Source organism: Xanthomonas campestris pv. phormiicola, from assembly GCA_025666215.1.
GTDB classification, from domain to species: Bacteria; Pseudomonadota; Gammaproteobacteria; order Xanthomonadales; family Xanthomonadaceae; genus Xanthomonas_A; species Xanthomonas_A campestris_A.
Genome location: CP102593.1, coordinates 3,697,551 through 3,723,441, shown reverse-complemented (window position 1 = coordinate 3,723,441; position 25,891 = coordinate 3,697,551). Strand labels below are relative to the sequence as shown.

Below are 25,891 nucleotides of genomic sequence, written 5' to 3'. Positions count from 1 at the left end.
GATGGCGAAGGCGAAAACGGCCTATGTCTGCGGCGACTGCGGCGCCGAATACAGCAAATGGCAAGGCCAGTGCACCGAGTGCGGGGCGTGGAATTCGCTGAGCGAGATCGTGCTGGAAAGCGCGTCGGCGGCCAAGGCGCCGGCCGCGGCGCGGCGCAGCGGCTGGGCCGGCAAGGCCGAGACGCCGAAGATCACCGCGCTCAAGGACGTGGAGCATCGCGACCAGGCGCGCGTGTCCACCGGCATCGGCGAGTTCGACCGGGTGCTCGGCGGCGGCCTGGTCGAAGGCGCGGTGGTGCTGATCGGCGGCGACCCGGGCATCGGCAAGTCGACGCTGCTGCTGCAGGCGCTGGCGAAGATGGCCGGCACGCTGCCGGTGCTGTACGTGACCGGCGAGGAGTCGCTGGCCCAGGTCGCCGGCCGCGCGGTGCGCCTGGATCTGCCGCTGGACGGCCTCAACGCGCTGGCCGAGACCGGCATCGAACAGATCCTGCAGCACGCCAGCGCGGCGCGGCCCAGGCTGATCGTGGCCGACTCGGTGCAGACCCTGTGGACCGAGTCGCTGACCGCCGCGCCCGGTTCGGTCAGCCAGGTGCGCGAGAGCGCGGCGCGGCTGGTGCGCTACGCCAAGGAGACCGGCACCGCGGTGTTCCTGGTCGGCCACGTGACCAAGGAAGGCGGCATCGCCGGGCCGCGCGTGCTCGAGCACATGGTCGATGCGGTGCTGTATTTCGAAGGCGAGAGCGGCAGCCGTTTCCGCCTGCTGCGCGCGTTCAAGAACCGCTTCGGCGCGGTCAACGAGCTGGGCGTGTTCGCGATGGGCGAGAAGGGACTGAAGGAAGTGTCCAACCCGTCGGCGATCTTCCTGTCCGGCAGCAGCGCCAACCAGCCCGGCAGCTGCGTGATGGTGACGCGCGAAGGCACGCGGCCGCTGATGGTGGAAGTGCAGGCGCTGGTCGATGCCTCGCCGCTGTCCAATCCGCGGCGGGTGGCGGTGGGCCTGGAGCAGAACCGCCTGGCGATGCTGCTGGCGGTGCTGCATCGGCACGGCGGCATCGTGGTCGGCGACCAGGACGTGTTCGTCAACGTGGTCGGCGGCATCCGCGTGCAGGAGACCGCGGCCGACCTGCCGGTGCTGCTGGCGGTGCTGTCCTCGCTGCGCGACCGGCCGCTGGCGGAGAAGACCATCGCCTTCGGCGAGGTCGGCCTGTCCGGCGAGATCCGCCCGGTGCCCAACGGCGAGGACCGGCTGCGCGAAGCGGCCACGCACGGCTTCAAGCGCGCCATCGTGCCCAAGGCCAATGCGCCCAAGACCGGCGTGGTCAAGGGCATGGAGGTGATCGCGGTGGAGCGCCTGGCGCAGGCGCTGGAGGCGGCGAGCGAGTAGCTGAAAGCGTTTCCCTGCGGCGGAGTTTATGCCACCATGCCGCCCGCTGCAGTGAGGCAGCGGTTCGAAATAAAGGGAAACACAATGGAATGGATGTTGATGCCGCTCAAGCGCTACGCGGATTTTTCCGGGCGTTCGCGGCGCAAGGAGTACTGGATGTTCACGCTGTTGAACATCGTGGTGATCACCGTGCTGATGGTGTTGATGGGGATTGGCGGCGGCGTCGGCGGCCAGAACGGTACCGGCGCGCTGTCGCTGGTGGCGGTCGTGCTGCTGGGCCTGTATTCGCTCGCGGTGCTGGTGCCGTCGATCGCGGTGCAGGTGCGCCGCTTCCACGACCAGGGCAAGTCCGGCTGGTACGTGCTGCTGGGCCTGATCCCCTGGCTGGGCGGCGTGGTGATCCTCGTCTTCATGTGCATGGAAGGGATCAGGGGCGCCAACGCCTACGGTCCGGATCCGAAGCAGGCCTGATCTGCGGCGCGATCCCGCAACGGCCGGGTCCTGCGACCCGGCCGTTGCCGATGCATTGGCGCGCATGCGCCGCTTGCGGTGAGCTGATTCCCGATCGGTCGCATCCCTTGATCCAGGGGCAACCAACCGATGCTGCAATGCAAGCCGCTGATTCGACAGAGGCGATGCGACGACGGCCAAGAAGAACCTGATCCGGTTCCAGGCAGGCATGCGCCTGCCGGCGTTCCTGCAGTCCTATGGCATGGCAGCGAAGCGCAATGCCGGCAAGCCGTATTTGAACAGCGCTGGCCGCAAGGGTTCTGTTATCCGCGGGGCAACAGCTTGCTGGGCAACATCGAGAACGCCTTGCATGGCACCTATCACGCCTTGCGCCCGAAGTGCCTGCAACGCTACCTCAGCGGGTTCTGCCATCGCTTGAACCGGCGCTTCGACCTGGTCGCCCTGGGGCCGCGATGGCTCTGCGCCGCCGTCCACACACCACCGCTGCCCTGTCGGATTGCTACGCTGGATGCGTGATGTGGGTCATCAGCTCCCGGCAAGGCCCGTCGCACAACGTCGCGTCGGCTGCAAACGCACCGGCGCACTACGCTGCCGGCTGCAACTGCCGGAGTCGAAGCGCCTAATGCGAATCGCGCGCCACGTCGGCGCCGCTGCCGCCGACCAGGAAATCCAGGTCGGCGCCCAGGTGCGCCTGCTGCACGTGCTCCACGTACAGCTTGCTCCAGCCGCGCAGCGGCGTCGGCAGCGGCGTCCATTCGCTGCGCCGGCGCAGCAGTTCCTCGTCGCTGACCTCCAGGTGCAGCGAGCGCCCGGGCACATCCAGTTCGATGATGTCGCCGTCGCGCACCAGCGCCAGGGTGCCGCCGGTCGCGGCTTCGGGCGAGGCGTGCAGGACCACGGTGCCGTAGGCGGTGCCGCTCATGCGCGCGTCGGAGATGCGCACCATGTCGGTGACGCCGGCGCGCAGCAGTTTCGGCGGCAGCGGCATGTTGCCGACCTCGGCCATGCCCGGGTAGCCGCGCGGGCCGCAGTTCTTCAGCACCATGATGCAGTCGGCATCGATGTCCAGCGCTTCGTCGTCGATGCGTGCCTTCATGTCCTCGATGCTTTCGAACACCACCGCGCGGCCGCGGTGCCGCAGCAGGTGCGGCGAGGCGGCGGAGGGCTTGATCACCGCGCCGTCCGGGGCCAGGTTGCCGCGCAGCACGGCGATGCCGGCCTGTTCGCGGAACGGGGTGTCCAGTGCATGGATCACCTCGCGGTTCCAGCACGGCGCGTCGGCCACGTTCTCGCCGAGGGTGCGGCCGTTGACGGTGCGCGCGTCCAGCTCCAGCTCGGCGCCGAGTTCGCGCATCACCGCCGGCAAGCCGCCGGCGTAGTAGAAATCTTCCATCAGGTACTGGCCGGACGGTTTCAGGTTCACCAGGCACGGCAACCGCGACCCCAACTGGTCCCAGTCGTCCAGGCTCAGCGGCACGCCCAGGCGCCCGGCGATGGCCAGCAGGTGGATCACCGCATTGGTGGAGCCGCCGATCGCCGCGTTGACCTTGATCGCGTTCGCGAACGCGGACCGGGTCAGCACCTGCGAGATGCGCAGGTCTTCCTCGACCATCTGCACGATGCGCCGGCCGCTGAGCCGGGCCAGCCGCGCGCGGCGTGCATCGACCGCGGGAATCGCCGCGTTTTCCGGCAGCGAGATGCCCAGCGCCTCGACCATGCTGGCCATCGTCGAGGCGGTGCCCATGGTCATGCAGCTGCCCTTGGAGCGCTGCATGCAGGCCTCGGCCTCGACGAAGTCTTCCTGGCTCAAGGTGCCGGCGCGGACCATCTCCGACATCTGGATCACCCCGGTGCCCGAGCCCAGCGGCTGCCCGCGCCAGTTGCCGGACAGCGACGGGCCGCCGGATAAACCGATCGTCGGCAGGTCCACGCTGGCCGCGCCCATCAGCAGCGACGGGGTGGTCTTGTCGCAGCCCATCAGCAGCACCACGCCGTCGAGCGGATTGGCGCGGATCGATTCCTCCACGTCCATGCTGGCCAGATTGCGGAACAGCATCGCGGTGGGCAGCATCTGCGTCTCGCCCAGCGACATCACCGGGAATTCCAGCGGGAAGCCGCCGGCCTCGTAGACGCCGCGTTTGACGTGCTCGGCCAGCTCGCGCAGGTGGCCGTTGCACGGAGTCAGCTCCGACCAGGTGTTGCAGATGCCGATCACCGGGCGCCCGTCGAACATGTCGTGCGGGTGGCCCGCGCTCTTGAGCCAGCTGCGGTAGTAGAAACCCTGCTTGCCTTCGCGACCGAACCACGCCTGGCTGCGGCGGACCGGTTTGGTGGGTGAGCCCATGCTGGCGGAATCCTCGAGACCTGATCGGCCCGGATCGGTGCCTGCGCGGCGTCGCCCGGGGTGCTTTACGTCGGCGATGCTAGCGGGCATATTGATACATGAAAAATAACAAATATCTGACTATGGATATTTGTTTTCATATATCAAAATCCTATCCACCTAGAGCGAAACGGCATGGACAACACGGCAAGCGCGACGCCCCTCGGCACTGGCAACGCAACCTACGGCAGCCTGCACGGGCGCCGCGTCTTCATCACCGGCGGCGGGTCGGGCATCGGTGCGGCCCTGGTCGAGGCCTTCGCCGGGCAGGGCGCGCAGGTCGCCTTCGTCGACGTGGCCGCCGAGGCCAGCGCGGCGCTGGCCGAGCGGCTGGCCGCGGCCGGCCTGGCCAGGCCGTGGTGGCGCCGTTGCGACGTCACCGACGTGGCCGCGCTGCAGGCGGCGCTGGGCGAGGCCGCCGCCGAACTGGGCGATTTCCACGTGCTGCTCAACAACGTCGGCAGCGACGACCGGCATGCGCTGGACGCGGTGACCCCGGAGTACTGGGAGCGCTGCGTGGCGATCAACCAGCGCGCCGCGTTCTTCGCGATCCAGGCGGTGGTGCCGGGCATGCAGCGGCTCGGTGGCGGTTCGATCGTCAATCTCGGTTCCACCGGCTGGCAGAGCAAGACCGGCGGCTATCCGGTCTACGCCACCGCCAAGTCGTCGGTGAACGGACTGACCCGCGGCCTGGCGCGCGAACTGGGCGCGGCGCGGATCCGCGTCAACGTGCTGACCCCGGGCTGGGTGATGACCGAACGCCAGGTCGCGCTGTGGCTGGACGAGGCCGGCGAGCGCGAACTGGCGCGCAACCAGTGCCTGCCGGACAAGGTGATGCCCGAGGACATCGCGCGCATGGCGCTGTTCCTGGCCTCGGACGAGGCGCGCGCGATCACCGCGCAGGAGTTCGTGGTGGATGCGGGCTGGACCTGAGCGGCGGATGCGTTGCCGACATGTGGGAGGGGCTTCGGCCTCTGCCGATCACTGAAGCGGTCGCAATTGCGGGCTTCGCTCGTCGCGACTGAAGTCGCTCCCACAGCGGGCTTGCGGCATGTGCGCTGGATGCATTGTGGGAGGGGCTTCAGCCCCGACCTCACCCTTCGGTTCGCGCATCCGCCGGCGCCGGCGCTTCCTCGGCCGGCGCGACGTAGCCATACACCGGTCCGGCGGCCGCCTGCAGCGCCTGCAGCATGATCCGCGCGCCCGGCGACAGCAGCCAGTCGGTGCGGGTGATGATGCCGAACGCGTCCATCCGGCACGACAGCTCCACCGGCACGATCGCCACGCTGCCGTGGTCGGCGAAATGCCGGGCCACGTCCACCGGCACCACCGCCAGGTAGTCGCCCAGGCGCAGCAGTTGCGGCAGCACCACCAGCGCCGAGGTCTCCAGCACCCGCCTGGGCGGCTCCAGGCCGGCGTTCTGGAACATCAGCTCGAAGCGGTGGCGCAGCACGCTGCCGTCCGGCGGCACGATCCAGCCGGCATCGGCCAGTGCGCGCAGCGCCGGCTGCGGCATTGCGAGGATCGGGTGGCCGGGGCGGGCGATCGCGCACACCTCTTCCTCGGCCAGCGCCTGGTAGTGCAGGTTGCGCTTGTCGTGGCGCGCGAACAGCCGCGCCACCACGATGTCGAGCCTGTTCTGCGCCAGTTGCTCCAGCAGCACGTCGCTGCCGTCCACGCGCAGCGCCACGCGCAGCAGCGGATGCTGTTCGGTGACCTGGGCCAGTGCGGCCGGCAGCAGGGTCATCGCCGGCCCGGCGATGGCGCCGACGCTGACGCTGCCGAAATAGCCGGCCTTCAGCGCCTCGATCTCGGCGCCGGCCTCGCCCAGGCTGGACAGGGCGATGCGCGCGTGGCGGATCATCGCCTCGCCGTACCAGGTCGGGCGCATGCCGCGCGGCAGCCGCTCGAACAGCGGCACGTCCAGCATGTCTTCCAGGTCCTTGAGCAGCTTGGACGCGGCCGGCTGCGACATGTTCAGGGTCTCGGCGGCGCGATGGATGTTGCCTTCCTCCTCGATCGCCAGCAGCAGCATCAATTGCCGGGTCTTCAGGCGGGCGCGGACGTACCAGGGCGTGGCGGCAGACATGGCGGCCCAATGCATATGAATGTTCGTATACATTAAGCCAAAAACGATATTTGTTGCATATAGGTCATCCGGCCAGAATAGAAGCGCATCCGCGGCACCGGCGGTCTGTGCTGCCGCGCCGCTCTTTGTATTCCGACAGGCGACCGATTCATGCGATTGATCCAACTGCTCGACGAGTCCGGCATTCCCCGCGTGGGCGCGGTGGCGGCGGACGGCACCCAGGTGCGCCTGCTGCGCGAGGTCGGCTCGACCTATGCGCTGGCCAACGCCGCGCTCGCCGCCGGCCTCGGCCTGGACGACTACGCCACGCATCAACTCGGCGACATCGTGCTCGACTACGCCGCGCTGCTGGCGAACCACCGCGTGCTGTCGCCGCTGACCCATCCGGACCCGGCGCATTGCCGCGTCACCGGCACCGGCCTGACCCACCTGGGCAGTGCCGCCACCCGCGACGCGATGCACCAGAACCTGCAGCAGCAGGCCGAGCAGGGCACGCTCACCGATTCGATGAAGATCTTCCAGCTCGGCGTGGAAGGCGGCATCCCGCGCGACGGCCGGCCCGGCGCGCAGCCGGAATGGTTCTACAAGGGCGACGGCAGCATCCTGGTCGCACCGGGCGCGCCGCTGCCGTCGCCGGATTTCGCGCTGGACGGCGGCGAGGAGCCGGAGCTGGTCGGGCTGTACGTGATCGGCGCCGACGGCGTGCCGTACCGGCTCGGCTTCGCGCTGGGCAACGAATTCTCCGACCACGTCACCGAGCGCCAGAACTACCTGTACCTGGCCCATTCCAAGCTGCGCGCCTGCGCGGTCGGGCCGGAGCTGCGCAGCGGCGAGCTGCCGCGCGACCTGCGCGGCAGCAGCCGCATCCGCCGCGGCGATGCGGTGATCTGGGAGAAACCCTTCGTCACCGGCGAGGCCAACATGTGCCACTCGCTGGCCAACCTGGAATACCACCATTTCAAGTACGCGGCGCATCGCGTGCCCGGCGACGTGCACCTGCACTTCTTCGGCACCGCCACGCTGAGTTTCGCCGACGGCGTGCAGGCCGAGCCGGGCGATCGCTTCGAGATCGAACTGCCGGAGCTGGGCGCAGCGCTGGTCAATCCGTTGCAGCGGGTGTCGGCCGGGTTCGAACTGGGCGGCGTGCGCGCGCTGTAACCGCACAGGAGAACCGCATGAGCCAGCGTTTCCAGAGCTATATCGACGGCCAGTGGGTGGCCGGCAGCGACAGCGCGGCGGACGAGAATCCGTCGGACCTGTCCGCGCCGGTCGGCGAGGCCGGCAGCGTCGACGCCGACGCGGTGCGCGGCGCGATCGCCGCGGCCAACGCGGCGCAGGCCAAGTGGGCGGCGAGCACGCCGCAGCAGCGCGCCGACGCGCTGGACTTCGTCGGCAGCGAGATCCTGGCGCGCAAGCAGGAGCTGGGCACGCTGCTGGCCTCGGAGGAAGGCAAGACCCTGCCGGAGAGCATCGGCGAGGCCGCGCGCGCCGGGCAGATCTTCAAGTTCTTCGCCGGCGAGGCGCTGCGCATTCCCGGCGAGAAACTCGCCTCCACCCGCCCCGGCGTGGACGTGGAGATCACCCGCGAGCCGGTCGGCACGGTCGGCATCATCGCGCCGTGGAATTTCCCGCTGGCGATCCCGGCGTGGAAGATCGCCCCGGCGCTGGCCTACGGCAACACCGTGGTGTTCAAGCCGGCCGAGATCGTGCCCGGCTGCGCCTGGGCACTGGCCGAGATTCTCAGCCGCGCCGGCCTGCCCAGCGGCGCGTTCAACCTGGTGATCGGCAGCGGCCGCAGCGTCGGCCAGGCGCTGGTGGCCGAGCGCGGCATCGACGCGCTGAGCTTCACCGGCTCGGTGCCCACCGGCAACCACCTGCTCAAGCAGGCCGCCGCACGCGGGTTGAAGATCCAGCTGGAAATGGGCGGCAAGAATCCGCTGGTGGTGCTGGCCGATGCGGACCTGGAGCTGGCGGTGGAAATCGCGGTCAACGGCGCGTATTTCTCCACCGGCCAGCGCTGCACCGCGTCGAGCCGGCTGATCGTGGAGCGCGCGGTGTACGAGGAGTTCGTCGCGCGCGTGTGCAAGCGCCTGGCCACGCTGAAGATCGGCCACGCGCTGAGCCCCGGCATCGACATCGGTCCGGTCGCCAGCGCCAACCAGTTCGCGCAGGACCGCGACTACGTGCGCATCGCCCAGGAAGAAGGCGCCGAGCTGGTATACGGCGGCGACGCACTGGAATGCGGGCACCAGGGCTACTACATGCGCCCGGCGCTGATCGCCGCGCAGCCGCAGCACCGCATCGCGCGCGAGGAAGTGTTCGGCCCGGTCGCGGCGGTGATGCCGGCCGACGACTACGAGCATGCGCTGGCGCTGGCCAACGATACCGAGTTCGGCCTGTGCGCCGGCATCGCCACCCGTTCGCTGCAGCACGCCACGCATTTCAAGAGGCATGCGCAGGCCGGCATGGTGATGGTCAACCTGCCGACCGCCGGGGTCGATCCGCACGTGCCGTTCGGCGGGCGCAAGGCCTCCAGCTACGGTCCGCGCGAGCAGGGCCGCTATGCGGTGGAGTTCTATACGACGGTCAAGACGGCCTATACATTCGCGGGATGAACTGATCGATCCATTCGCGCGCCTGCCTGGGAGGGTGGGCGGCCGCCGCGGCCCGAACGCCGCGCGACCGCCAGCGTGCAACGAACGAGGAGGGGTTATGCAGAAGTCGGGAGTGCGTGCAGCGGTACTGGGGATGGCGGTGCTGCTGGGCGCGGCGTTGAGCGCGTGTTCCGGCGGCGGCAAGGACGCGGCCGCCAAGCACGGCCAGATCACGGTCGGCTTCAGCCAGGTCGGCGCCGAGAGCGAATGGCGTACCGCCAACACCGCTTCGGTGAAGCAGGCGATCGAGCAGGCCGGGATGAAACTGAAGTTCTCCGATGCGCAGCAGAAGCAGGAGAACCAGATCAAGGCGCTGCGCTCGTTCATCGCCCAGCGCGTGGATGTGATCGCGTTCTCGCCGGTGGTCGAATCCGGCTGGGAAACGGTGCTGCGCGAGGCCAAGGCGGCGAACATCCCGGTGGTGCTGACCGACCGCGCGGTCAAGGTGTCCGACGACAGCCTGTACGCCACGCTGATCGGCTCGGACTTCGTCGAGGAAGGGCGCAAGGCCGGGCGCTGGTTGCTCGAGAAATCGCCGTTGAAGGACGGCGACAAGCCGGTGCGCATCGTCGAGCTGCAGGGCACGGTGGGCTCGGCGCCGGCGATCGACCGCATGAAGGGCTTCAAGGAGATCATCGCGGCCAACCCGCGCTTCCAGGTGGTGCGCTCGCAGAGCGGCGACTTCACCCGCGCCAAGGGCAAGGAGGTGATGGAGGCGTTCCTGAAGTCGGAAGGGCGCAACATCGACGTGCTGTACGCGCACAACGACGACATGGCGATCGGCGCGATCCAGGCGATCGAGGAAGCCGGGCTGAAGCCGGGCAAGGACATCCTGGTGATCTCCATCGACGGGGTGAAGGGCGCGTTCGAGGCGATGCAGGCCGGCAAGCTCAACGTCACCGTCGAGTGCAATCCGCTGCTCGGCCCGCAACTGGTGCAGGCGATCGGCGACGTCAAGGCCGGCAAGCCGCTGCCCAAGCGCATCGTGGTCGAGGAATCGGTCTATACCCAGGAGCAGGCCGCCGCCGAGCTGCCCAAGCGCAAGTACTGACGGAGCCTGCCGATGAAGCCGGTGGTGCTGCACGCGCAGGGACTGAGCAAGGCCTACGCCGGCGTCGCCGCGCTGGAGGACGTGGCGCTGTGCCTGCGCGGCGGCGAGATCCACGCGCTGATGGGCCAGAACGGCGCCGGCAAGTCGACCCTGATCAAGCTGCTGACCGGCGCGGTCGCGGCCGATGCCGGGCGCATGGCGCTGGGCGGCGACGCCATCGCGCCGGCCTCGCCGCTGCAGGCGCAGCAGCTGGGCATCAGCACCGTGTACCAGGAAGTGAACCTGTGCCCGAACCTGTCGGTGGCCGAGAACATCTTCGCCGGCCGCTATCCGCTGACCGGCTGGCCGCGGCGCATCGACTGGCGCCGGGTCGAGCGCGAGGCGCACGAGTGCCTGCAGCGGCTGGGCGTGGCCATCGACGTGCGCCGCGCGCTGTCCGCCTATCCGGTGGCGGTGCAGCAGATGGTGGCGATCGCGCGCGCGCTGAGCGTGTCGGCACGGGTGCTGATCCTCGACGAACCCACTTCCAGCCTGGACGAAGGCGAGGTCGCCGACCTGTTCCGGGTGATGCGCGGCCTGCGCGAGCAGGGCATGGCGATCCTGTTCGTCACCCATTTCCTCGACCAGGTGTACGCGGTGTCCGACCGCATCAGCGTGCTGCGCAACGGCCGCCTGGTCGGCGAATACCTGGCCGCCGACCTGCCGGCGCCGCGGCTGATCGCGGCGATGGTCGGGCGCGAACTGGACGTGGCCGCCGCGGCCGCCGCGGCGGTGGACGCCGCGCCGGCCGAAGCCGCGCCGGTGCTGCTGCAGGCGCAGGGGCTGGGCCGGCGCGGCCAGTTGCATCCGCTCGACCTGCAACTGCGCCGCGGCCAGGTGCTGGGCCTGGCCGGCCTGCTCGGCGCCGGCCGCACCGAACTGGCGCGGCTGCTGTTCGGCCTGGACCGCGCCGATTGCGGCCAGCTGTCCATCGACGGGCGCGACGTGGCGCTGCGCGGCCCGCCCGACGCCATCCGCCACGGCCTGGCGCTGTGCCCGGAAGAGCGCAAGACCGAGGGCATCGTCGCCGAGCTGTCGGTGCGCGAGAACATCGTGCTGGCGCTGCAGGCGCGCATGGGCCTGCGCCGGTTCCTGCCGCTGGCCGAGCAGGTGCGCATCGCGCAGGGCTACGTGGACGCGCTGGGCATCAAGACCGCCAGCGTGGAAACGCCGGTCGGGCTGCTGTCCGGCGGCAACCAGCAGAAAGTGGTGCTGGCGCGCTGGCTGGCGACGCGGCCGCGGCTGCTGATCCTCGACGAACCCACCCGCGGCATCGACATCGCTGCCAAGCAGGACATCATGACCCGCATCCTGGCGCTGGCCCGCGAGGGCATGGCGGTGTTGTTCATTTCCGCCGAAGTCGCCGAGATCGAGCGCATCGCCGACCGCATCGCCGTGCTGCGCGAACGGCGCCTGGTCGGCGAACTGCCCGGCGGCTGCGGCGAGCGCGCGGTGTTCGAGCTGATCGCCGGGAGCGCGGCGGCATGAGCGCGGCGGCCACGCAATCGCCGAGCGCGCCGCGGTGGCCGGCGCGCATCGCCGCCCATCCGCTGTTCTGGCCGCTGGCGACGCTGGCGCTGCTGCTGCTCGGCAACGGCCTGTGGAATCCCGGTTTCCTGGCGCTGCAATGGCGCGACGGGCACCTGTACGGCAACCTGGTGGACATCGGCAACCGCGCCGCGCCGCTGGCGCTGGTCGCGCTGGGCATGACCCTGGTGATCGCGGTGCGCGGCCTGGACATCTCGGTCGGCGCGGTGGTGGCGATCGCCGCGACGGTGGCGGCGTGGATGATCGGCGGCGGCGAGCACAGCCGCTTCCCGCTGTGGGCGGTGATCGTGGCGCCGTTGCTGGTCGCCGCCGCGTGCGGGCTGTGGAACGGCCTGCTGGTGGTCAAGGTCGGCATGCAGCCGATCATCGCCACGCTGATCCTGATGGTGGCCGGGCGCGGCGTGGCCCAGCTGATCGGCGACGGCCAGATCCTGACCATCTACTCCCCGCCGTATTTCTATCTCGGCAACGGCTTCCTGCTCGGCCTGCCGTTCGCGCTGTTCGTGGTCGCGGCCGTGTTCGTGGTGTTGCAGCTGCTGCTCGGGCGCACCGCGCTGGGCCTGTTCGTGCGCGCGATCGGGCACAACCCGCGCGCGGCGCGCGTGGCCGGGGTCAAGGCGCGGTTGATCGCGGTGCTGCTGTACGTGTTCTGCGCGTTCAGCGCCGGCCTGGCCGGGCTGCTGATCAGTTCCAACGTCAAGAGCGCCGACGCCAACAACGCCGGCCAGCTGATGGAGCTGGACGCGATCCTGGCGGTCACCCTCGGCGGCACCCTACTGGATGGCGGCCGCTTCAGCCTGGCCGGCAGCCTGATCGGCGCGCTGATCATCCAGACCCTGACCGCGACGATCTACGCGATCGGCGTGCCGGCGCAGGTCAACATGCTGATCAAGGCGCTGCTGGTGTTCGCGGTGATGCTGCTGCAATCGCCGCAGTTCCGCGCCAGCGTGCGCGGCTGGGTGCGGCGTGCCGAGCCGGGAGCGGGGCGATGAGCGTGGCCGGCGTACCGGTCCAGACCGCGCGCGGCCTGCGCCGCGCCGGCACGCTGCTGCACGGCGCGCGCCTGCCGCTGGCGATCACCGTGGCCCTGTTCGTGGCCATGGCCGGCGCCGGCGGCGCGCTCTACGACGGCTTCCTGTCGCCGCAGGTGTTCGCCAATCTGCTGATCGACAACGCCTTCCTGTGCATCGCCGCGGTCGGCATGACGTTCGTGATCCTGAGCGGCGGCATCGACCTGTCGGTGGGCGCGGTGATCGCCTTCACCACGGTGCTGTCGGCCGCGCTGGTGCAACGCCACGCCTGCCCGCCGCTGGCGGCGATCGCGCTGGTGCTGCTGCTCGGTGCGCTGTTCGGCGCGTTCATGGGCATGCTGATCCAGCGCTACCGGCTGCAGCCGTTCGTGGTGACCCTGGCCGGCATGTTCCTGGCGCGCGGCGCCAGCTATCTGATCAGCGTCGATTCGATCCCGATCGACGATGCGCTGTACGTGGCCATCGCCCAGTTCCGGGTGCCGATCGGCGCCGGCGCCTCGCTGTCGATCGGCGCGCTGATCGCGCTGGCCACGGTGGCGCTGGGCATGTGGCTGGCGCACAGCACGCGTTTCGGCCGCGGCGTGTACGCGCTGGGCGGCAGCGAGGCCTCGGCGCGGCTGATGGGGCTGCCGGTGGCCGCCACGCAGATCAAGGTGTACGCCTTCAGCGGCTTCTGTTCGGCGCTGGCCGGGGTGGTGTGCACGTTCTACATGCTGTCCGGCTACAGCCTGCATGCGCTGGGCCTGGAGCTGGATGCGATCGCCGCGGTGGTGATCGGCGGCACCTTGCTGGCCGGCGGCAGCGGCTATGTGATCGGCACGCTGTTCGGCGTGCTGATCCTCGGCGTGATCCAGACCCTGATCGTGTTCGACGGCACGCTCAGCTCGTGGTGGACACGCATCGTGATCGGTGCGCTGCTGCTGGTGTTCTGCCTGCTGCAGCGCGTATTGACCCGGCGCACGCCGGACTCGGGAGCGGACGCATGACGGAACATGAAGGCGCGGACCATGAAGGCGCGGGCCTGGCCTGCACACGGCGCGATTTCCTGCACTACGGCGGCGCCTCGCTGGCCGCGCTGGGGCTGTTGGCGCAGGGCGAGGCGCTGGCCGTGACGCCATCGGCTGCGCCGGCCGCCGCGAAACGGCAGCCAGCGGTGCAATTGCGCGAGCAGCCGTTCGCGCTGGGCCAGGTGCAATTGCTCGACGGTCCGTTCCTGCAGGCGCGCGCGCGCGACCGCCGCTACCTGATGTCGATTCCCAACGCGCGCCTGCTGCACAGTTTCCGGCTCGCCGCGGGCCTGGCCTCGGATGCCGAACCGTTGGGCGGTTGGGAATCGCCGCAGGGCGAGCTGCGCGGGCATTTCGCCGGCGGCCATTATCTGTCCGCCTGCGCGCTGCTGTACGCCTCTACCGGCGATGCCGCAATAAAGGACAAGGCCGATGCGCTGGTCGCCGAACTGGCGCGTTGCCAGCGCGAAGACGGTTACCTGGGCGCGTATCCGTCCTCGTTCTACGACCGACTTCGCCGCGGCGAGTACGTGTGGGTGCCGATCTACACCGCGCACAAGATCCTGGCCGGGCACCTGGACATGGCCCGCCATGCCGGCAATGCGCAGGCGCTGCGCACCGCGCAGCGCTTTGCCGACTGGCTGGGCGCGTGGATGGACGGTTGCGACGACGCGCAGTGGCAGCGCATCCTTGGCGTGGAGTTCGGCGGCGTGCAGGAATCGCTGCTGGAGCTGTACCTGCTCAGCGGTGATCCGAACTACCGGCGCTGGGCCGCGCGCTACGCGCAGCCCGCGCTGCTCGAACCGCTGGCGCAGCAGCGCGACGCGCTGAACGGCCAGCACGCCAATACCCAGATCCCGAAGATCGTCGCCGCCGCACGCGCCTACGAGATCGACGGCGACCCGCGCCAGCGCGACATCGCCGATTTCTTCTGGCGCACGGTCAGCGGCCACCATGCCTACTGCACCGGCGGTACCAGCGACTACGAGCTGTTCGGCAAGCCGGACCACTTCGCCGGGCGCCTGAGCGGGCACAGCCACGAGTGCTGCTGCAGCTACAACATGCTCAAGCTGACCCGGCACCTGTACACCTGGCAGCCGGACGCGGCGCTGATGGACTACTACGAGCGCGTGCTGTTCAACGCGCGCCTGGGCACCCAGGACGAAGCCGGCATGCTGATGTACTTCGTGCCGATGGATGCCGGCTACTGGAAGCTGTACGGCACGCCGTTCGCCTCGTTCTGGTGCTGCACCGGCACCGGCGTGGAGGAGTTCGCCAAGAGCAACGACAGCATCTACTTCCGCGACGATGCCGGGTTGACCGTCAACCTGTTCATCGCCTCGCAGCTGGACTGGCCCGAGCGCGGCCTGCGCGTTACCCAGCGCACGCGGTTCCCGCAACAGGAGGGCACCGCGCTCGAATTCCAGTGCAGGCGCGCGCAGCAGATGACGCTGCGCCTGCGCGTCCCGTACTGGGCCACGCAGGGCGTTGGCCTGCGCATCAACGGCAAGGCGCAGGCGGTGTCGGCGACCCCGGGCAGCTACCTGGTGCTGCAGCGCCGCTTCGCCGACGGCGACCGCATCGAACTCGATCTGCCGATGGCGTTGCATGCCGCGCCGCTGCCCGACGAACCGAGCCTGCAGGCGATGATGTACGGTCCGCTGGTGCTGGCCGCGCAGCTAGGCAGCGACGGCATCGATCCGGCGCAGCTGCACGTCTGCGACCAGCGGCCGTCGGTGAACCGCATCGTCGGCCGCCAGTTGCCGGCGGTCTACTTCGCGCCGGACGCACTGTGGGCGCGCAAGCGCGAAGGCCAGGTCCAGGTGTTCGAGGCCGACGGCATCGAAGGCCCGATCACCCTGCTGCCGTTTTACCGTATCGCCCACGAGCGTTATGCGGTCTATTGCCGAGCGAGGCCGGCATGGGAAAAGAATCCGTAGTTCCGAGCCGCCGGTGCCGGGCGCCGGCGGCACTCGCGGCGATAGGCGCGCTGCTGCTGTGCGCGTTGCCAGCGCTGGCCGCCGAGCGCATGGTCGGCGAGGTGCTCAGCCCGGACGCCACGCTGCGCGCGCAGGTGAGCGTGGACGAGGCCGGCAGCGCGCACTACCGGGTGTTGCGCGAGGGGCGCGACGTGCTGCTGCGCTCGCGGCTCGGCCTGGTCCGCGACGATGCCGATTTTTCCAAGGGCCTGCAGTTGCTCGCGGTGTCGCCGGTCGCCGCGGTGCACGATCGCTACGAACTGCTCACCGGCAAGCGCCGGATCAACGACTACCGCGCCAACCGGCGCGTGTTCTCCTGGCGCGGCGCCGAGGGCGAGCGCCTGCAGATCGAATTCCAGGTCTCCGACGACGGCGTCGCGTTCCGCTACGGCTTCCCGCAGCGCGACGCGACGATCCGCCAGCTGCGCGAGGACGCCACCACGTTCCGCTTCGCGGCGCAGACGCGCGCCTGGCTGCAGCCGATGTCGCCGGCCAAGACCGGATTCGGCAGGACCAATCCCTCCTACGAGGAGTACTACCTGCAGGACATCGCCGTGGGGACACCGTCGCCGCTGGCGGCCGGCTGGGTGTATCCGGCGCTGTTCGGCAATGGCGCGGACTGGGTCTTGCTCAGCGAGGGCGCGCTCGGCCGCGGCCACGCCGGCAGCCGCCTGCGCGATGTCGCCGACGCGCCCGGCGAGTACGCGATCGGCATGCCCGATCCGCGCGAGGTGCTGCCCGGCGGCGCCGCCAATCCGCGCTTCGCGCTGCCGTGGCGCTCGCCGTGGCGCATCGTCGCGGTCGGCAGCCTGAAGACCATCGCCGAGTCCACGCTCGGCACCGACCTGGCCGACCCGCCCGCGGCCGCGCCGGTCGCGCCGCCGCAGCCGGGCAAGGCGGCGTGGAGCTGGCCGCTGCTCGGCGATGGCGCCACCACCTTCGCCGTGCAGAAGCGCTACATCGACTTCGCCGCGCGCATGGGCTGGCGCTACACCTTGATCGATGCCCTGTGGGACACGCAGATCGGCGAAGACAGGATGCGCGAACTGATCGACTACGCGCACGGCAAGCACGTGGCCATCCTGCTCTGGTACAACTCGGCCGGCAGCTGGAACGACACGCCGCAGACTCCGCGCGACCGCATGCTGACCCACGCCAGCCGCCTCCGCGAGTTCGGACGGCTCAAGGCGATGGGCGTGGCCGGGGTGAAGATCGACTTCTTCGGCGGCGACGGGCAGTCGATGATCGGCTACTACCTGGACATCATGCAGGACGCCGCGCCGTACGGCCTGCTGCTGAACTTCCATGGCGCCACCTTGCCGCGCGGCTGGCAGCGCACATGGCCGGACCTGATGACGATGGAGGCGGTGCGCGGGCTGGAATTCGCCACCTTCGAGCAGGCCAATGCCGACCAGGTGCCGGCGCATGCGGCGATGCTGCCGTTCGCGCGCAACGTGTTCGACCCGATGGACTTCACCCCGCTGGCCCTGGTCAAACTCAACGACAAGGTGCAGCGCCGCACCACGCCGGGCTTCGAGCTGGCCGAGACGGTGCTGTTCGTGTCCGGCATCCAGCATTACGCCGAGACCCCCGAGAATCTGGAAAAAGCCGCGCCGGACGTGCGTGCGCTGTTGCGCGAGCTGCCCGCGGTGTGGGACGACAGCCGCTATGTGGACGGCTATCCCGGGCGCTTCGCGGTGTTCGCGCGGCGCGGCGGCGCGCGCTGGTACGTGGCCGGCATCAATGCCGATGCGCAGCCGCGCACGCTGCGCCTGAACCTGGCGGAGCTGGGGGTGGCCGGGCGTGGCGCACGCCTGATCGTCGATGGCGACGGCCCGCTGGGGCTGACCGGTCGCCGTATCGACGTGCCGCCGGCGCAGACCGTCGAGGTGGCATTGCCGGCGCGCGGCGGCTTCGTGTTGCAGTTCGACTGAGCGCGCTCGCCGCCGCCCGTGCGCAGGCAGACGCACGGCGGCAACAGCGCCTGCCGATGGCGATGGCGGGGGTGCCCGGGATTCGATGCCGCGCCGTCGGCTCAGGCTGAATCCGCGCCATTGCAGCGGCGGCACGATGGCCGCACTCGCACGCATCGGCGTCGCAGCGACGGATGCGGCAGCATAGAATTGGCGCTCGCGACAGGAGCGCTGCCATGCTGAAGATCTGGGGACGACACAATTCGAGCAACGTGCGCAAGGTGCTGTGGTGCGCCGAGGAAGTCGGTGTGGCGTACGAATCGATCGAGGTCGGCGGCGCGTTCGGCAAGACCGCCGATCCGGCCTACCGCGCGTTGAATCCCAACGGCCTGGTGCCGGCGATCGAGGACCACGGCCTGGCGCTGTGGGAATCCAACGCCATCGTGCGCTACCTGGCCGCGCGCTACGCGCCGGGCACGCTGTACCCTGAAGATCCGGCCGCGCGCGCGCTCGGCGACAAGTGGATGGACTGGACCACCTCGATCTTCGCCGGTCCTTTCCGCGATCTGTTCTGGGGCACGCTGCGGGCCGCGCCCGAGGCGCGCGACGAAGTCAGGATCGCCGCTGCGCTGGCGCGTTGCGGCGAACTGCTGGGCATCGCCGATGCGGCACTGGCGCAGCAGCCGTGGCTGTCGGGCGCGCAGTTCGCGATGGGCGACATCCCGCTGGGCAGCTTTGCCTACGCCTGGTTCGAGATGCCGATCGACCGGCCGGCGCTGCCGCATCTGCAGGACTGGTACGCGCGGCTGCAACAGCGCCCGGCCTACCGCAAGGGCGTGATGACGGCGCTGACCTGAGCATGGCCTTTTCTCCGGCCCGCGCGGCCTCGCCGTTTTCGCGGCGGCCGCCCTTCCGGGCGAGCGCGCCCGGCATCTGACGGCAAGGAGCCGCCATCTTGATCGACACCCCGAAAATCGTGTTGTGCATTCCCGGTCCGTGGCAGGACCGCGCGGAGCTGCTCGCGCGGATCGTCCACGACAGCGGCGGCTATCTGTTCGCCGGGCGGGTCCTGCTGCACATGGAAAGCGGCGATGCGTTCGAACTGGAATACGAGCCGCACGACCCGCGCATGGCGGCCGCATTCGCCGCCGCCGGGCCGCATTGGCTCGATTCCGACGACATGGCGCGTATCCACGCGCATGCCTCGGTCGTGTACCTGATCGGCGCTGGCGGTTCCAGGGGGCGTGCCGAGGCGATGATGCTGGCGGCCGCGGCGCTGCTGGACGCCGGCGGCCTGGGGGTGAAGGTCGAGAGCAGCGGCGTCGCCCACGGTCCAGGGGCATGGCGCCAGCTGTGCGCGGACCTGTCCTTTTTCAGCGCCCATCGTGCGTATGTGTTGAACGTCACCGGCGAGCAGGTCCATTCCTGCGGCATGCATCACTTCGGCATGAAGGACGCGATCGTCGATGCGCAGGCGTCGCCCGATCCGGTGGCGCTGCTGCACACCTTCACCTGGTATCTGTTCACCGAAGCGCCGCCGATACGCGAGGGCCACACCTTCGCCATCGCGGAGGATACGCCGCGCTACCGGATCGAGGCCGAACCCAGCACCCAGTTCCAGCCCGGCGACCTGTTCGCCAATCCCTACGGGCTATGGCGGCTGACGCCGGTGTGAGTCGGCGGTTCAGGATGCGCGGCAGACCACCGCACTTGCCGGAGCGGCTCCAGGTGGCCTCGGGCCATCGGCCGCGACAGGGCTTCATCGATAGGCCGCGTCGCGACGATCGTCCACGCCACGCTGCCGACCGCAATGCACGAGGCGAAAACGCTCAACGCGGCGGATGCACCGTCGCCGCCACCAGCCGCATCACCAGCGGCCGCACCACCAGGATGCAGCAGAACGCGGTCGGCATCGCCAGCCGGTACGCCCCGAACACGCGCTGCAGATAGTCCTCGCCGAGCCCGGCATTGGCCGCGGTGATCACCAGGCACATCAGCATGGCCATGATCGTGGCCATGTAGAAGGCGAACACGAACGGGGTGGCGCGCACGCCCAGGTTCAGGCGGCGTGGCGCGGCGATGTCGAAATCCTGCATGGGCGATGCCTCGGTGGTCGTTGCGGGCCGGACGGCTCGGCAGGCGGCACGTTAGCAAGCCGATCGCAGCGCCAGTAGGCGAGGGCGGCTTGCGACTTTGTAAACTGCAACTTACGAATGCATCGCGTATAGCTGTTTGCGTAGTGAACCTTCTCCAGTCCATCCGCAGCTTCATCCACACCGCCGAGGCCGGCAGCGTCGCCGGCGGCGCCAAGACCCTGGGCGTGAGCGCGGCGGCGGTGAGCCAGAACATCGCGCGGCTGGAAGCGCATCTGGGCGTGCGCCTGTTCAACCGCAGCACGCGCAGCCTGGCGCTGACCGAGCGCGGCGCGCTGTATCTGCAGCAGGTGCGGCAGGTCGAACTGGATCTGGAGCGCGCGCGGCAATCGGTCGCCGATCCGCAGGCCGAGCCGGAAGGGCGGCTGCGCGTGGCCAGCACCGCCGCGTTCGGCCGGCATGTGCTGGCGCCGCTGCTGCCGGCGCTGGCGGCGCGGCATCCGCGCCTGTCGATCGAATTGCTGAGCGCCGATCACCGCGTCGACCACGCGCAGGAAGGCGTGGACGTCAGCATCCGCATCGAGCCGCAGCTGCAGGACGGGCTGGTCGCGCGTTGCATCGCCGCGGTGCCGTTCGTGTTCTGCGCGGCGCCGGAGTACCTGGCGCGTGCCGGCATGCCGACCACGCCGGAGCAATTGAAGGACCACGCCTGCCTGCTGCTGCGCTGGGCGGTGGACGGCCGCTACCTGCGCTGGGGTTTCGTCCGCGACGGGTTGCGTTTCGATGCCGAGGTGACGCCGGCGCTGGTCGGCGACGACATCGATGCGCTCGCCGGCATGGCCGCGGCCGGTGGCGGCATCACCCGGCTGGCGGCGTTCGTGGCGCAGCCGTACCTGCAGCGCGGCGCGTTGCGCGCCTTGTTCGAATACGACGCAACCGGTGCGGTCCACGCCGCGCCCGAACCGATGCGGCTGTACCTGTGCGTGGCCGACCGCCGCGACTTCACCCCGAAGGTACGCGCCTTGCAGGAGCACCTGGTCGCCGGCCTGCCGCCGGCGTGGCGCGTGGCGTCGGCGTAGGCCCGCACTGCGGGCGGGGCGTTACAGCCTGCCGCCCGCCACCGCCGGCGCCGCCTCGCGTGCGGCGGCGCGGCGCATCACCCAGTTGAACAGCGGCGTGGCCATCAGCGTGGACACGATCGCCATCAACACCAGGATCGAGAACAGGCCCTGCTCGATGACCCCGGCCTGCAGGCCGATGTTGATGATGATCAGTTCCATCAGCCCGCGTGCGTTCATCAGCGCGCCGATCGCCATCGCATCGCGGTTGTTCTCGCCACTGACGCGCGCCGCGGCCCAGCAGGCGATGCCCTTGCCCAGGAACGAGGCGAGCAGGATCGCCACCGCGGCGATCAGGATCTGCGGGTCCAGCAGCACGCTGAGCTGGGTCTTGAGCCCGGAGAAGGTGAAGAACATCGGCAGCAGGAACACCACCACGAACGGCTGCAGCTGCTCGCGCAGCTTCTCGGTCAATGCGCCCTTGGGCAGGCAGGCGCCGAGCAGGAAGCCGCCGAACACCGCGTGGATGCCGATCGCGTCCATCGCCCAGGCGCTGAGGCAGAACAGCATCAGCACCACCGCCAGCACGCTGGCGCTGAGCGGCTGGTCGGGGCGCACGTGATCGGCCAGGCGGCGCAGCCAATGGCGGCCGACCAGCAGCATGAACAGCGCGTAGCCCACGCCGCCGCCGATCGCCAGGTAGGCGCTGTTCCAGCTGCCGCCGAAACTGGCCAGCACGATCGCCAGGATGCACCAGGCCGCGGCGTCGTCCACCGCACCGGCGGTGAGCGCCAGCGTGCCCAGCGAACTGCCGGTGAGGCCGCGCTCGTGAATGATCCGCGCCAGCATCGGGAAGGCGGTGATGGCGATGGCCGCGCCCAGGAACAGCGAGGCTTCCAGGATCTTGGCCTTGGCCGAGAACAGGCCCGGGGTGTGCAGCAGCCACGGCACCAGCGCGAACGCGAGCAGGAACGGCACCGCGATGCCGGCCAGCGACACGCTCATCGCGCTGCGGTAGCGCGCACGGAAATGGTCGCCGCGGAAGTCGGTGCCGACCAGGAACATGTACAGGCCCACGCCGAACTGCGCGACCACGTACAGCATGTCCAGGGTCTGCTTGGGGAACAGCGCCTGCTGCACGTCCGGCAGCAGCCAGCCGAACAGCGACGGCCCCAGCGCCACGCCGGCGATCATTTCGCCCACCACCTGCGGCTGGCCCACGCGCCTGGCCAGCAGGCCGACCAGCCGGCAGACCAGGAGGATCGCCGCCGCCTGCAGAAAGAAATAGACGGACATCTGCGGTGTGGTCATCGGCACGCATCCTTGATATGTCGGCGGATGATAGGAGCGCGACGCGGAGAAAGCCACGCATGCCCGCCGCCCGCGCCGCGCGCCGGCCGGCGCGGCCGGGCGGCGTCGCGGGCGCCGCAGCGCGCGGCCGACGGTACTTTCGGCACTGACCGCCGTGCCCCGGATGCAGTGCTATGCGGGGCGGCGCGCCCGGCGCTCGGTGGCCACGGGCGTCATCACTTGATTGCAGCGGGAGAGGGCGATGAGCGAAGCATGGACGCGGCGGCAATGGCTGGGTCTTTCCGGCAGCGCACTGCTGGCGGGGCTGCTGCCCGGCACGGCGGCGGCAAGCGGCGCCGTGGCAAGGGCGGTGAAGGACACGGCCGACCACGGCGTGGGCGCAAGCGACGCGCAGGCGCTGTATCGCCGCGCCCTGGTGCTCGACGCCAACACCCTGGCCTCGATCGGCCAGCTGGCCAGCGACGGCGACAGTGCCGAACGCTTGCGCCAGTTGCGCGGTTCCGGCGTGACCGCGCTGAAGACCACGCTGGGCGATGCCGACGGCGACTTCGAGGCGGCGGTGAAGGACATCGCCGCCGCGCAGGCGCTGGTCGAAACCTATCCGCAGCACTTCCTGAAAGTGCTGCAGCACGACGACCTGCGGCGGGCCAGGCGCGAGGGCCGGATCGCGCTGATCTTCTCCTTCGAAGCGGCCGCGATGCTGGAGGACAAGCCGGAGCGTATCGACCTGTTCCGCCAGCTCGGCGTGCGCGTGATGCAGCTGTCCTACAACCATGCCTCGCCGTTCGGTACCGGTTGCCTGGACGGCGACGCCGGCGGCGTCACCGCGCTCGGGCGCGAGGCGATCGCGCGCATGAACCGGCTCGGCGTGGCGCTGGACCTGAGCCATGCCAACGCGCAGACCACCCGCGACGGCATCGCGCTGTCGCGGCGGCCGGCAGTCTTCACCCATGCCGGTTGCAGCGCGGTGTTCGCGCATCCGCGCAACAAGCTCGACCGCGACATGCGCGCGCTGGCCGACAGGGGCGGGGTGATGGGCATCTACATGCTGCCGTTCCTGACCGAGGACAGCCGCCAGCCGCAGCTGGCCGATTATCTGCGGCACATGCTGCATGCGCTGGACGTATGCGGCGAGGACCACGTCGGCATCGGTACCGATTCGATGTTCTTCCCGGTCACCGAGCAGGACATCCGCGAGATGGACACGCTGATGCAGCAGCGCCGCCACGACGGCGTCGGCGCGCCCGGCGAGAACCGCACCCCGTACCTGCCCGACGTCAACAGCGTGCGCAAGCTCGAACGCGTCGCCGATGGCCTGCTGCGCCACGGCTACAGCGCACGGGTGACCGAGAAGGTGCTTGGGCTGAACTTCGACCGGGTGTTCGGCGAGATCTGCGCGGCCTGAGGCGCGCCGGTAGGCATAGGCATATGCCGTCTTTCAGGCTTTCGTGCTTGCTCTGATCGTTCCTCAAGCGGGCCGCTTTCGCTCCGCTTCGATGCCTAGGGATGGGTTGAGAAGCGCGAGCGATGCGTGCCTGGATTGGTGCCGAACTGGCGTCGAAACGCGCGGCGCAGCTGCTGTTCGTCGCCATAGCCCACTTGCAAGGCGATGCTCTTCAGGGGCAGCCCGGTTTCCTCCAGCGCGCGGCATGCCGCCTCGAGCCGCATCAACTCGACCGTCTTGGCGGGCGTGCGCCCCACCTTGGCAGCATAGATGCGCGCGAAGGTTCGCGGCGCCATGTTTGCACGCTCCGCGAGCTGCGGGACCGACAGGTCCGCGCCCAGATTCGCCGCCATCCACGCGTGCAGCTCGACGAAGGCACGATCCCGCGCCTGCGCCGCCAACGGCACGCTGAACTGCGATTGCCCGCCGGCGCGCTTCATGAAGACCACCAGCTGTCTGGCGGCGTCGATCGCGACGCGCGGGCCATAGTCCTGCTCTATCAGCGCCAAGGCGAGATCGATTCCCGCACTCACCCCGGCCGAAGTCCACAGATTGCCGTCGCGGATGAAGATGCTGTCCGGATCGACCTCCAGTTCCGGATGCCGGCGCTTCAATTTATCGAGCCAGGCCCAGTGCGTCGCCACGCGCCGTCCATCGAGCTGGCCGGCGGCTGCCAGAAGGAACGCGCCCGTACAGACGGAGCAGAGCCTGCGCACCGATCCGGCGCGCGCGGCGATGAAATCACGCAAGGCGGGCGTGACCTCGAACTCGTCGCCCGCACAGCCGCCCGGCGCGATCAGCGTATCGATCGCGACGTTCGCCAGCGCGCAGACCGGGACGGTGACCACGGGCAAGCCCGACCCGGTGACAATCGGGCCGCCCTGTGCCGATGCCACGATCGTGTCATACCGCGCCGGCGCGCCCGGTCCCGCGCCCCGGTTGGCCGTGGTCAGCGCCTGCAACGGACCGGCGAGGTCGAGCAGGTTCATCCCGTCGTAGGCGAGAAGCACCACGCGCAGCGGTCCGTGCGGCTGTCCCACGTGACCGATGCCGATCGGCTTTCCATCTAGGACAGCTGGAGCGCTCCGCGCTGGCAAAGACGTCATGGGCTATTGTCCGATCGCGGCATGTGGCCACCATGTGCCCTGGACCGGATAACGCCGAGTGGGGGGGGCGCGCATGTCACCGTGCCGCCTTCAGGTCGCCCCACGGATATTCCATGGCAAGCGCGGACAGACGTGCGGTGCCGCTGCCGTAACGCTCGGCGATCAGATCGAAAGCGGCAGGAAGCGCCGTGCCGGCAGGGGCGGCCGCGGCCAATGCGATGCGCACGTCCGCAGTCGGGGACGCAGCCGCCTGGGTCAGCACGCGCAGGCCGCCGCGCAGCCTTACCGGACCGGCCGTGTCGGAGACAATCCGGACTTCGTTGCGCATCGTGCGCGACCATGCTTCGGCGTGCAGCGACAACGCCACCTCGTCGTCGCCGTCCCGCACCTCCAGCGCCACCACGTCTTCGCGCTCGACGCGCATGTTGGCGCGGTGCGTGGCCTGGTCCGTCGGGAGAACCTTGAACATGTCGCTGTCGTGTGCGGCTTCCCATGACGCAACGCCCAGGCGCTCGGCGGTCGCGCGCGCCGCTTGCGTCCCGGCGATCGTCTCGACCAGTGCGAGGCTGATCGGCAGCGCGGCAGAGACCCCGGCGCTCGAGGCGACATCGCCGTCGGCCACATAGCGCAGGTTCGTCAGCCAGGTGACCTGCCGGTAGTGCTTGCGACGGTCCCGCAGCGAGGCCCAGTGGCCCGTGGCGCGGCGACCGTCGAGCGCGCCGATCTCCGCCAGCAGCTCGACGCCGTCGCAAATCGACACCAGCGCTGCGCCGTGCGCGCGTTGTGCCCGCAACCAGGCCGTTTCCTCGGCATGCTTGTCCGCCGTCGCCGGGACGATCACATAGTCGGCCCCATCGGGGTAGGCCTTGTCGAACGCGGAGACGGTCATGTCGGGCAACAGCGTGAGCGGGCCGGCCTTCAACGGACGGTCGGTCATGTTCAGGGCGATCACGGTTGCCGCACCGGATTGCGCCAGGACGCCGTATGGCACGACGAAGTCCGACAGCACGGCCTTGTCCTGGGCAACCACGACCACCACCGGGAGCGCGTCCGGATGCTTGCGGACGTGGACGATCGGCAAGCCCGTCGCCCGCGCATTCTCTGGCTGCGCTGTCGCCGGAGAACCGGCGGCGGCAATCGATCCACAGACAGCGAAGAGGCCGGCGACGGCGAAAAGGGCCATGCGGGAGCGGCGACGGGGATGGTGCGACATGGTGAAATCCGATGTGGTTGGGGTCCCACTCTCTCGGGATTCACGCTTGGCTTAAAGGTCGATCTTCCATCATTTTCTGCCAGGAAGGGAAGCGAGGGGTTCCGGAAGCTCTTT

Annotated in this window: 22 protein-coding genes; 16 read left to right on the top strand and 6 right to left on the bottom strand. The window is 69.8% G+C overall.

The genetic code is table 11. From position 1 onward, the window contains the following. Nucleotide 1: 1 nt before the first annotated feature. From radA to NRY95_15425, 3 genes are all read left to right on the top strand, one after another. The gene (radA, locus tag NRY95_15435) at nucleotides 2-1,387 is read left to right on the top strand and encodes a DNA repair protein RadA (GenBank protein UYC15114.1); all 1,386 of its coding nucleotides are present in this window, start codon (nucleotides 2-4) and stop codon (nucleotides 1,385-1,387) included. A gap of 84 nt (nucleotides 1,388-1,471) precedes the next feature. Beyond that, nucleotides 1,472-1,858: a DUF805 domain-containing protein gene (locus tag NRY95_15430; protein UYC15113.1), complete on the top strand. Its 387-nt coding sequence runs from the start codon at nucleotides 1,472-1,474 to the stop codon at nucleotides 1,856-1,858. 129 nt (nucleotides 1,859-1,987) lie between these two features. After that, nucleotides 1,988-2,374, top strand: coding sequence for a hypothetical protein (locus NRY95_15425; protein UYC15112.1), 387 nt, complete (start codon nucleotides 1,988-1,990; stop codon nucleotides 2,372-2,374). Between the two features lie 103 nt (nucleotides 2,375-2,477). Here NRY95_15425 and NRY95_15420 read toward each other — a convergent pair whose 3' ends face one another. Beyond that, nucleotides 2,478-4,202, bottom strand: coding sequence for a dihydroxy-acid dehydratase (locus NRY95_15420; protein ID UYC15111.1), 1,725 nt, complete (start codon nucleotides 4,200-4,202; stop codon nucleotides 2,478-2,480). Nucleotides 4,203-4,376: 174 nt separating this feature from the next. On the opposite strand from NRY95_15420, the gene NRY95_15415 reads away from it, so the two are divergent. After that, a complete protein-coding gene (locus NRY95_15415; GenBank protein UYC15110.1) occupies nucleotides 4,377-5,174 on the top strand; it encodes an SDR family oxidoreductase in 798 nt (265 codons plus the stop codon). A gap of 160 nt (nucleotides 5,175-5,334) precedes the next feature. Here the strand turns inward: NRY95_15415 and NRY95_15410 are convergent, their stop codons facing one another. Beyond that, the gene (locus NRY95_15410) at nucleotides 5,335-6,330 is read right to left on the bottom strand and encodes a LysR substrate-binding domain-containing protein (GenBank protein UYC15109.1); all 996 of its coding nucleotides are present in this window, start codon (nucleotides 6,328-6,330) and stop codon (nucleotides 5,335-5,337) included. A 150-nt stretch (nucleotides 6,331-6,480) separates the two neighbouring features. Between NRY95_15410 and gguC the strand changes: the two genes are divergently transcribed. The 10 genes from gguC to NRY95_15360 all read left to right on the top strand — a co-directional run bounded on the left by gguC (nucleotide 6,481) and on the right by NRY95_15360 (nucleotide 19,227). Next, a complete protein-coding gene (gguC, locus tag NRY95_15405) occupies nucleotides 6,481-7,488 on the top strand; it encodes a GguC family protein (protein UYC15108.1) in 1,008 nt (335 codons plus the stop codon). Nucleotides 7,489-7,505: 17 nt separating this feature from the next. After that, entirely contained in the window at nucleotides 7,506-8,945 is a 1,440-nt protein-coding gene (locus NRY95_15400; GenBank protein UYC15107.1) for an aldehyde dehydrogenase family protein, read from the top strand. 97 nt (nucleotides 8,946-9,042) lie between these two features. Next, nucleotides 9,043-10,035 (top strand): ABC transporter substrate-binding protein, encoded by a 993-nt coding sequence (locus NRY95_15395; GenBank protein ID UYC15106.1) that lies wholly within the window; start codon nucleotides 9,043-9,045, stop codon nucleotides 10,033-10,035. A gap of 12 nt (nucleotides 10,036-10,047) precedes the next feature. Beyond that, nucleotides 10,048-11,562, top strand: a complete 1,515-nt coding sequence (locus tag NRY95_15390; protein UYC15105.1) for a sugar ABC transporter ATP-binding protein — start codon at nucleotides 10,048-10,050, stop codon at nucleotides 11,560-11,562. After that, nucleotides 11,559-12,614 (top strand): ABC transporter permease, encoded by a 1,056-nt coding sequence (locus tag NRY95_15385; GenBank protein UYC15104.1) that lies wholly within the window; start codon nucleotides 11,559-11,561, stop codon nucleotides 12,612-12,614. Before NRY95_15390 ends, NRY95_15385 begins: the two co-directional genes overlap by 4 nt. After that, the gene (gene yjfF / locus NRY95_15380) at nucleotides 12,611-13,639 is read left to right on the top strand and encodes a sugar ABC transporter permease YjfF (protein UYC15103.1); all 1,029 of its coding nucleotides are present in this window, start codon (nucleotides 12,611-12,613) and stop codon (nucleotides 13,637-13,639) included. The genes NRY95_15385 and yjfF overlap by 4 nt, the downstream gene beginning before the upstream one ends. Beyond that, complete coding sequence (locus NRY95_15375) at nucleotides 13,636-15,600, top strand: glycoside hydrolase family 127 protein (GenBank protein ID UYC15102.1); 1,965 nt, start codon at nucleotides 13,636-13,638, stop codon at nucleotides 15,598-15,600. Before yjfF ends, NRY95_15375 begins: the two co-directional genes overlap by 4 nt. Nucleotides 15,601-15,665: 65 nt before the next feature. Then, nucleotides 15,666-17,573: a glycoside hydrolase family 97 protein gene (locus NRY95_15370; protein ID UYC15101.1), complete on the top strand. Its 1,908-nt coding sequence runs from the start codon at nucleotides 15,666-15,668 to the stop codon at nucleotides 17,571-17,573. Nucleotides 17,574-17,788: 215 nt separating this feature from the next. Continuing rightward, nucleotides 17,789-18,409 (top strand): glutathione S-transferase, encoded by a 621-nt coding sequence (locus tag NRY95_15365; protein ID UYC15100.1) that lies wholly within the window; start codon nucleotides 17,789-17,791, stop codon nucleotides 18,407-18,409. 98 nt (nucleotides 18,410-18,507) lie between these two features. Continuing rightward, nucleotides 18,508-19,227 carry a DUF4261 domain-containing protein gene (locus NRY95_15360; protein UYC15099.1) on the top strand — a complete coding sequence of 240 codons (720 nt, stop codon included), beginning with the start codon at nucleotides 18,508-18,510 and terminating at the stop codon, nucleotides 19,225-19,227. Nucleotides 19,228-19,381: 154 nt separating this feature from the next. Here the strand turns inward: NRY95_15360 and NRY95_15355 are convergent, their stop codons facing one another. Continuing rightward, nucleotides 19,382-19,648, bottom strand: coding sequence for a DUF2798 domain-containing protein (locus NRY95_15355; GenBank protein UYC15098.1), 267 nt, complete (start codon nucleotides 19,646-19,648; stop codon nucleotides 19,382-19,384). A 143-nt stretch (nucleotides 19,649-19,791) separates the two neighbouring features. Between NRY95_15355 and NRY95_15350 the strand changes: the two genes are divergently transcribed. After that, nucleotides 19,792-20,724, top strand: coding sequence for a LysR family transcriptional regulator (locus NRY95_15350; GenBank protein UYC15097.1), 933 nt, complete (start codon nucleotides 19,792-19,794; stop codon nucleotides 20,722-20,724). Nucleotides 20,725-20,745: 21 nt separating this feature from the next. On the opposite strand, the gene NRY95_15345 is transcribed toward NRY95_15350, so the two are convergent. After that, entirely contained in the window at nucleotides 20,746-22,014 is a 1,269-nt protein-coding gene (locus NRY95_15345; protein ID UYC15096.1) for a cation:proton antiporter, read from the bottom strand. 241 nt (nucleotides 22,015-22,255) lie between these two features. On the opposite strand from NRY95_15345, the gene NRY95_15340 reads away from it, so the two are divergent. Continuing rightward, nucleotides 22,256-23,419: a dipeptidase gene (locus NRY95_15340; protein ID UYC15095.1), complete on the top strand. Its 1,164-nt coding sequence runs from the start codon at nucleotides 22,256-22,258 to the stop codon at nucleotides 23,417-23,419. 95 nt (nucleotides 23,420-23,514) lie between these two features. On the opposite strand, the gene NRY95_15335 is transcribed toward NRY95_15340, so the two are convergent. Both NRY95_15335 and NRY95_15330 read right to left on the bottom strand, forming a co-directional pair. Beyond that, complete coding sequence (locus tag NRY95_15335; protein UYC15094.1) at nucleotides 23,515-24,471, bottom strand: DJ-1/PfpI family protein; 957 nt, start codon at nucleotides 24,469-24,471, stop codon at nucleotides 23,515-23,517. 169 nt (nucleotides 24,472-24,640) lie between these two features. Then, entirely contained in the window at nucleotides 24,641-25,777 is a 1,137-nt protein-coding gene (locus NRY95_15330; protein UYC15093.1) for a DJ-1/PfpI family protein, read from the bottom strand. Nucleotides 25,778-25,891 lie beyond the last annotated feature (114 nt).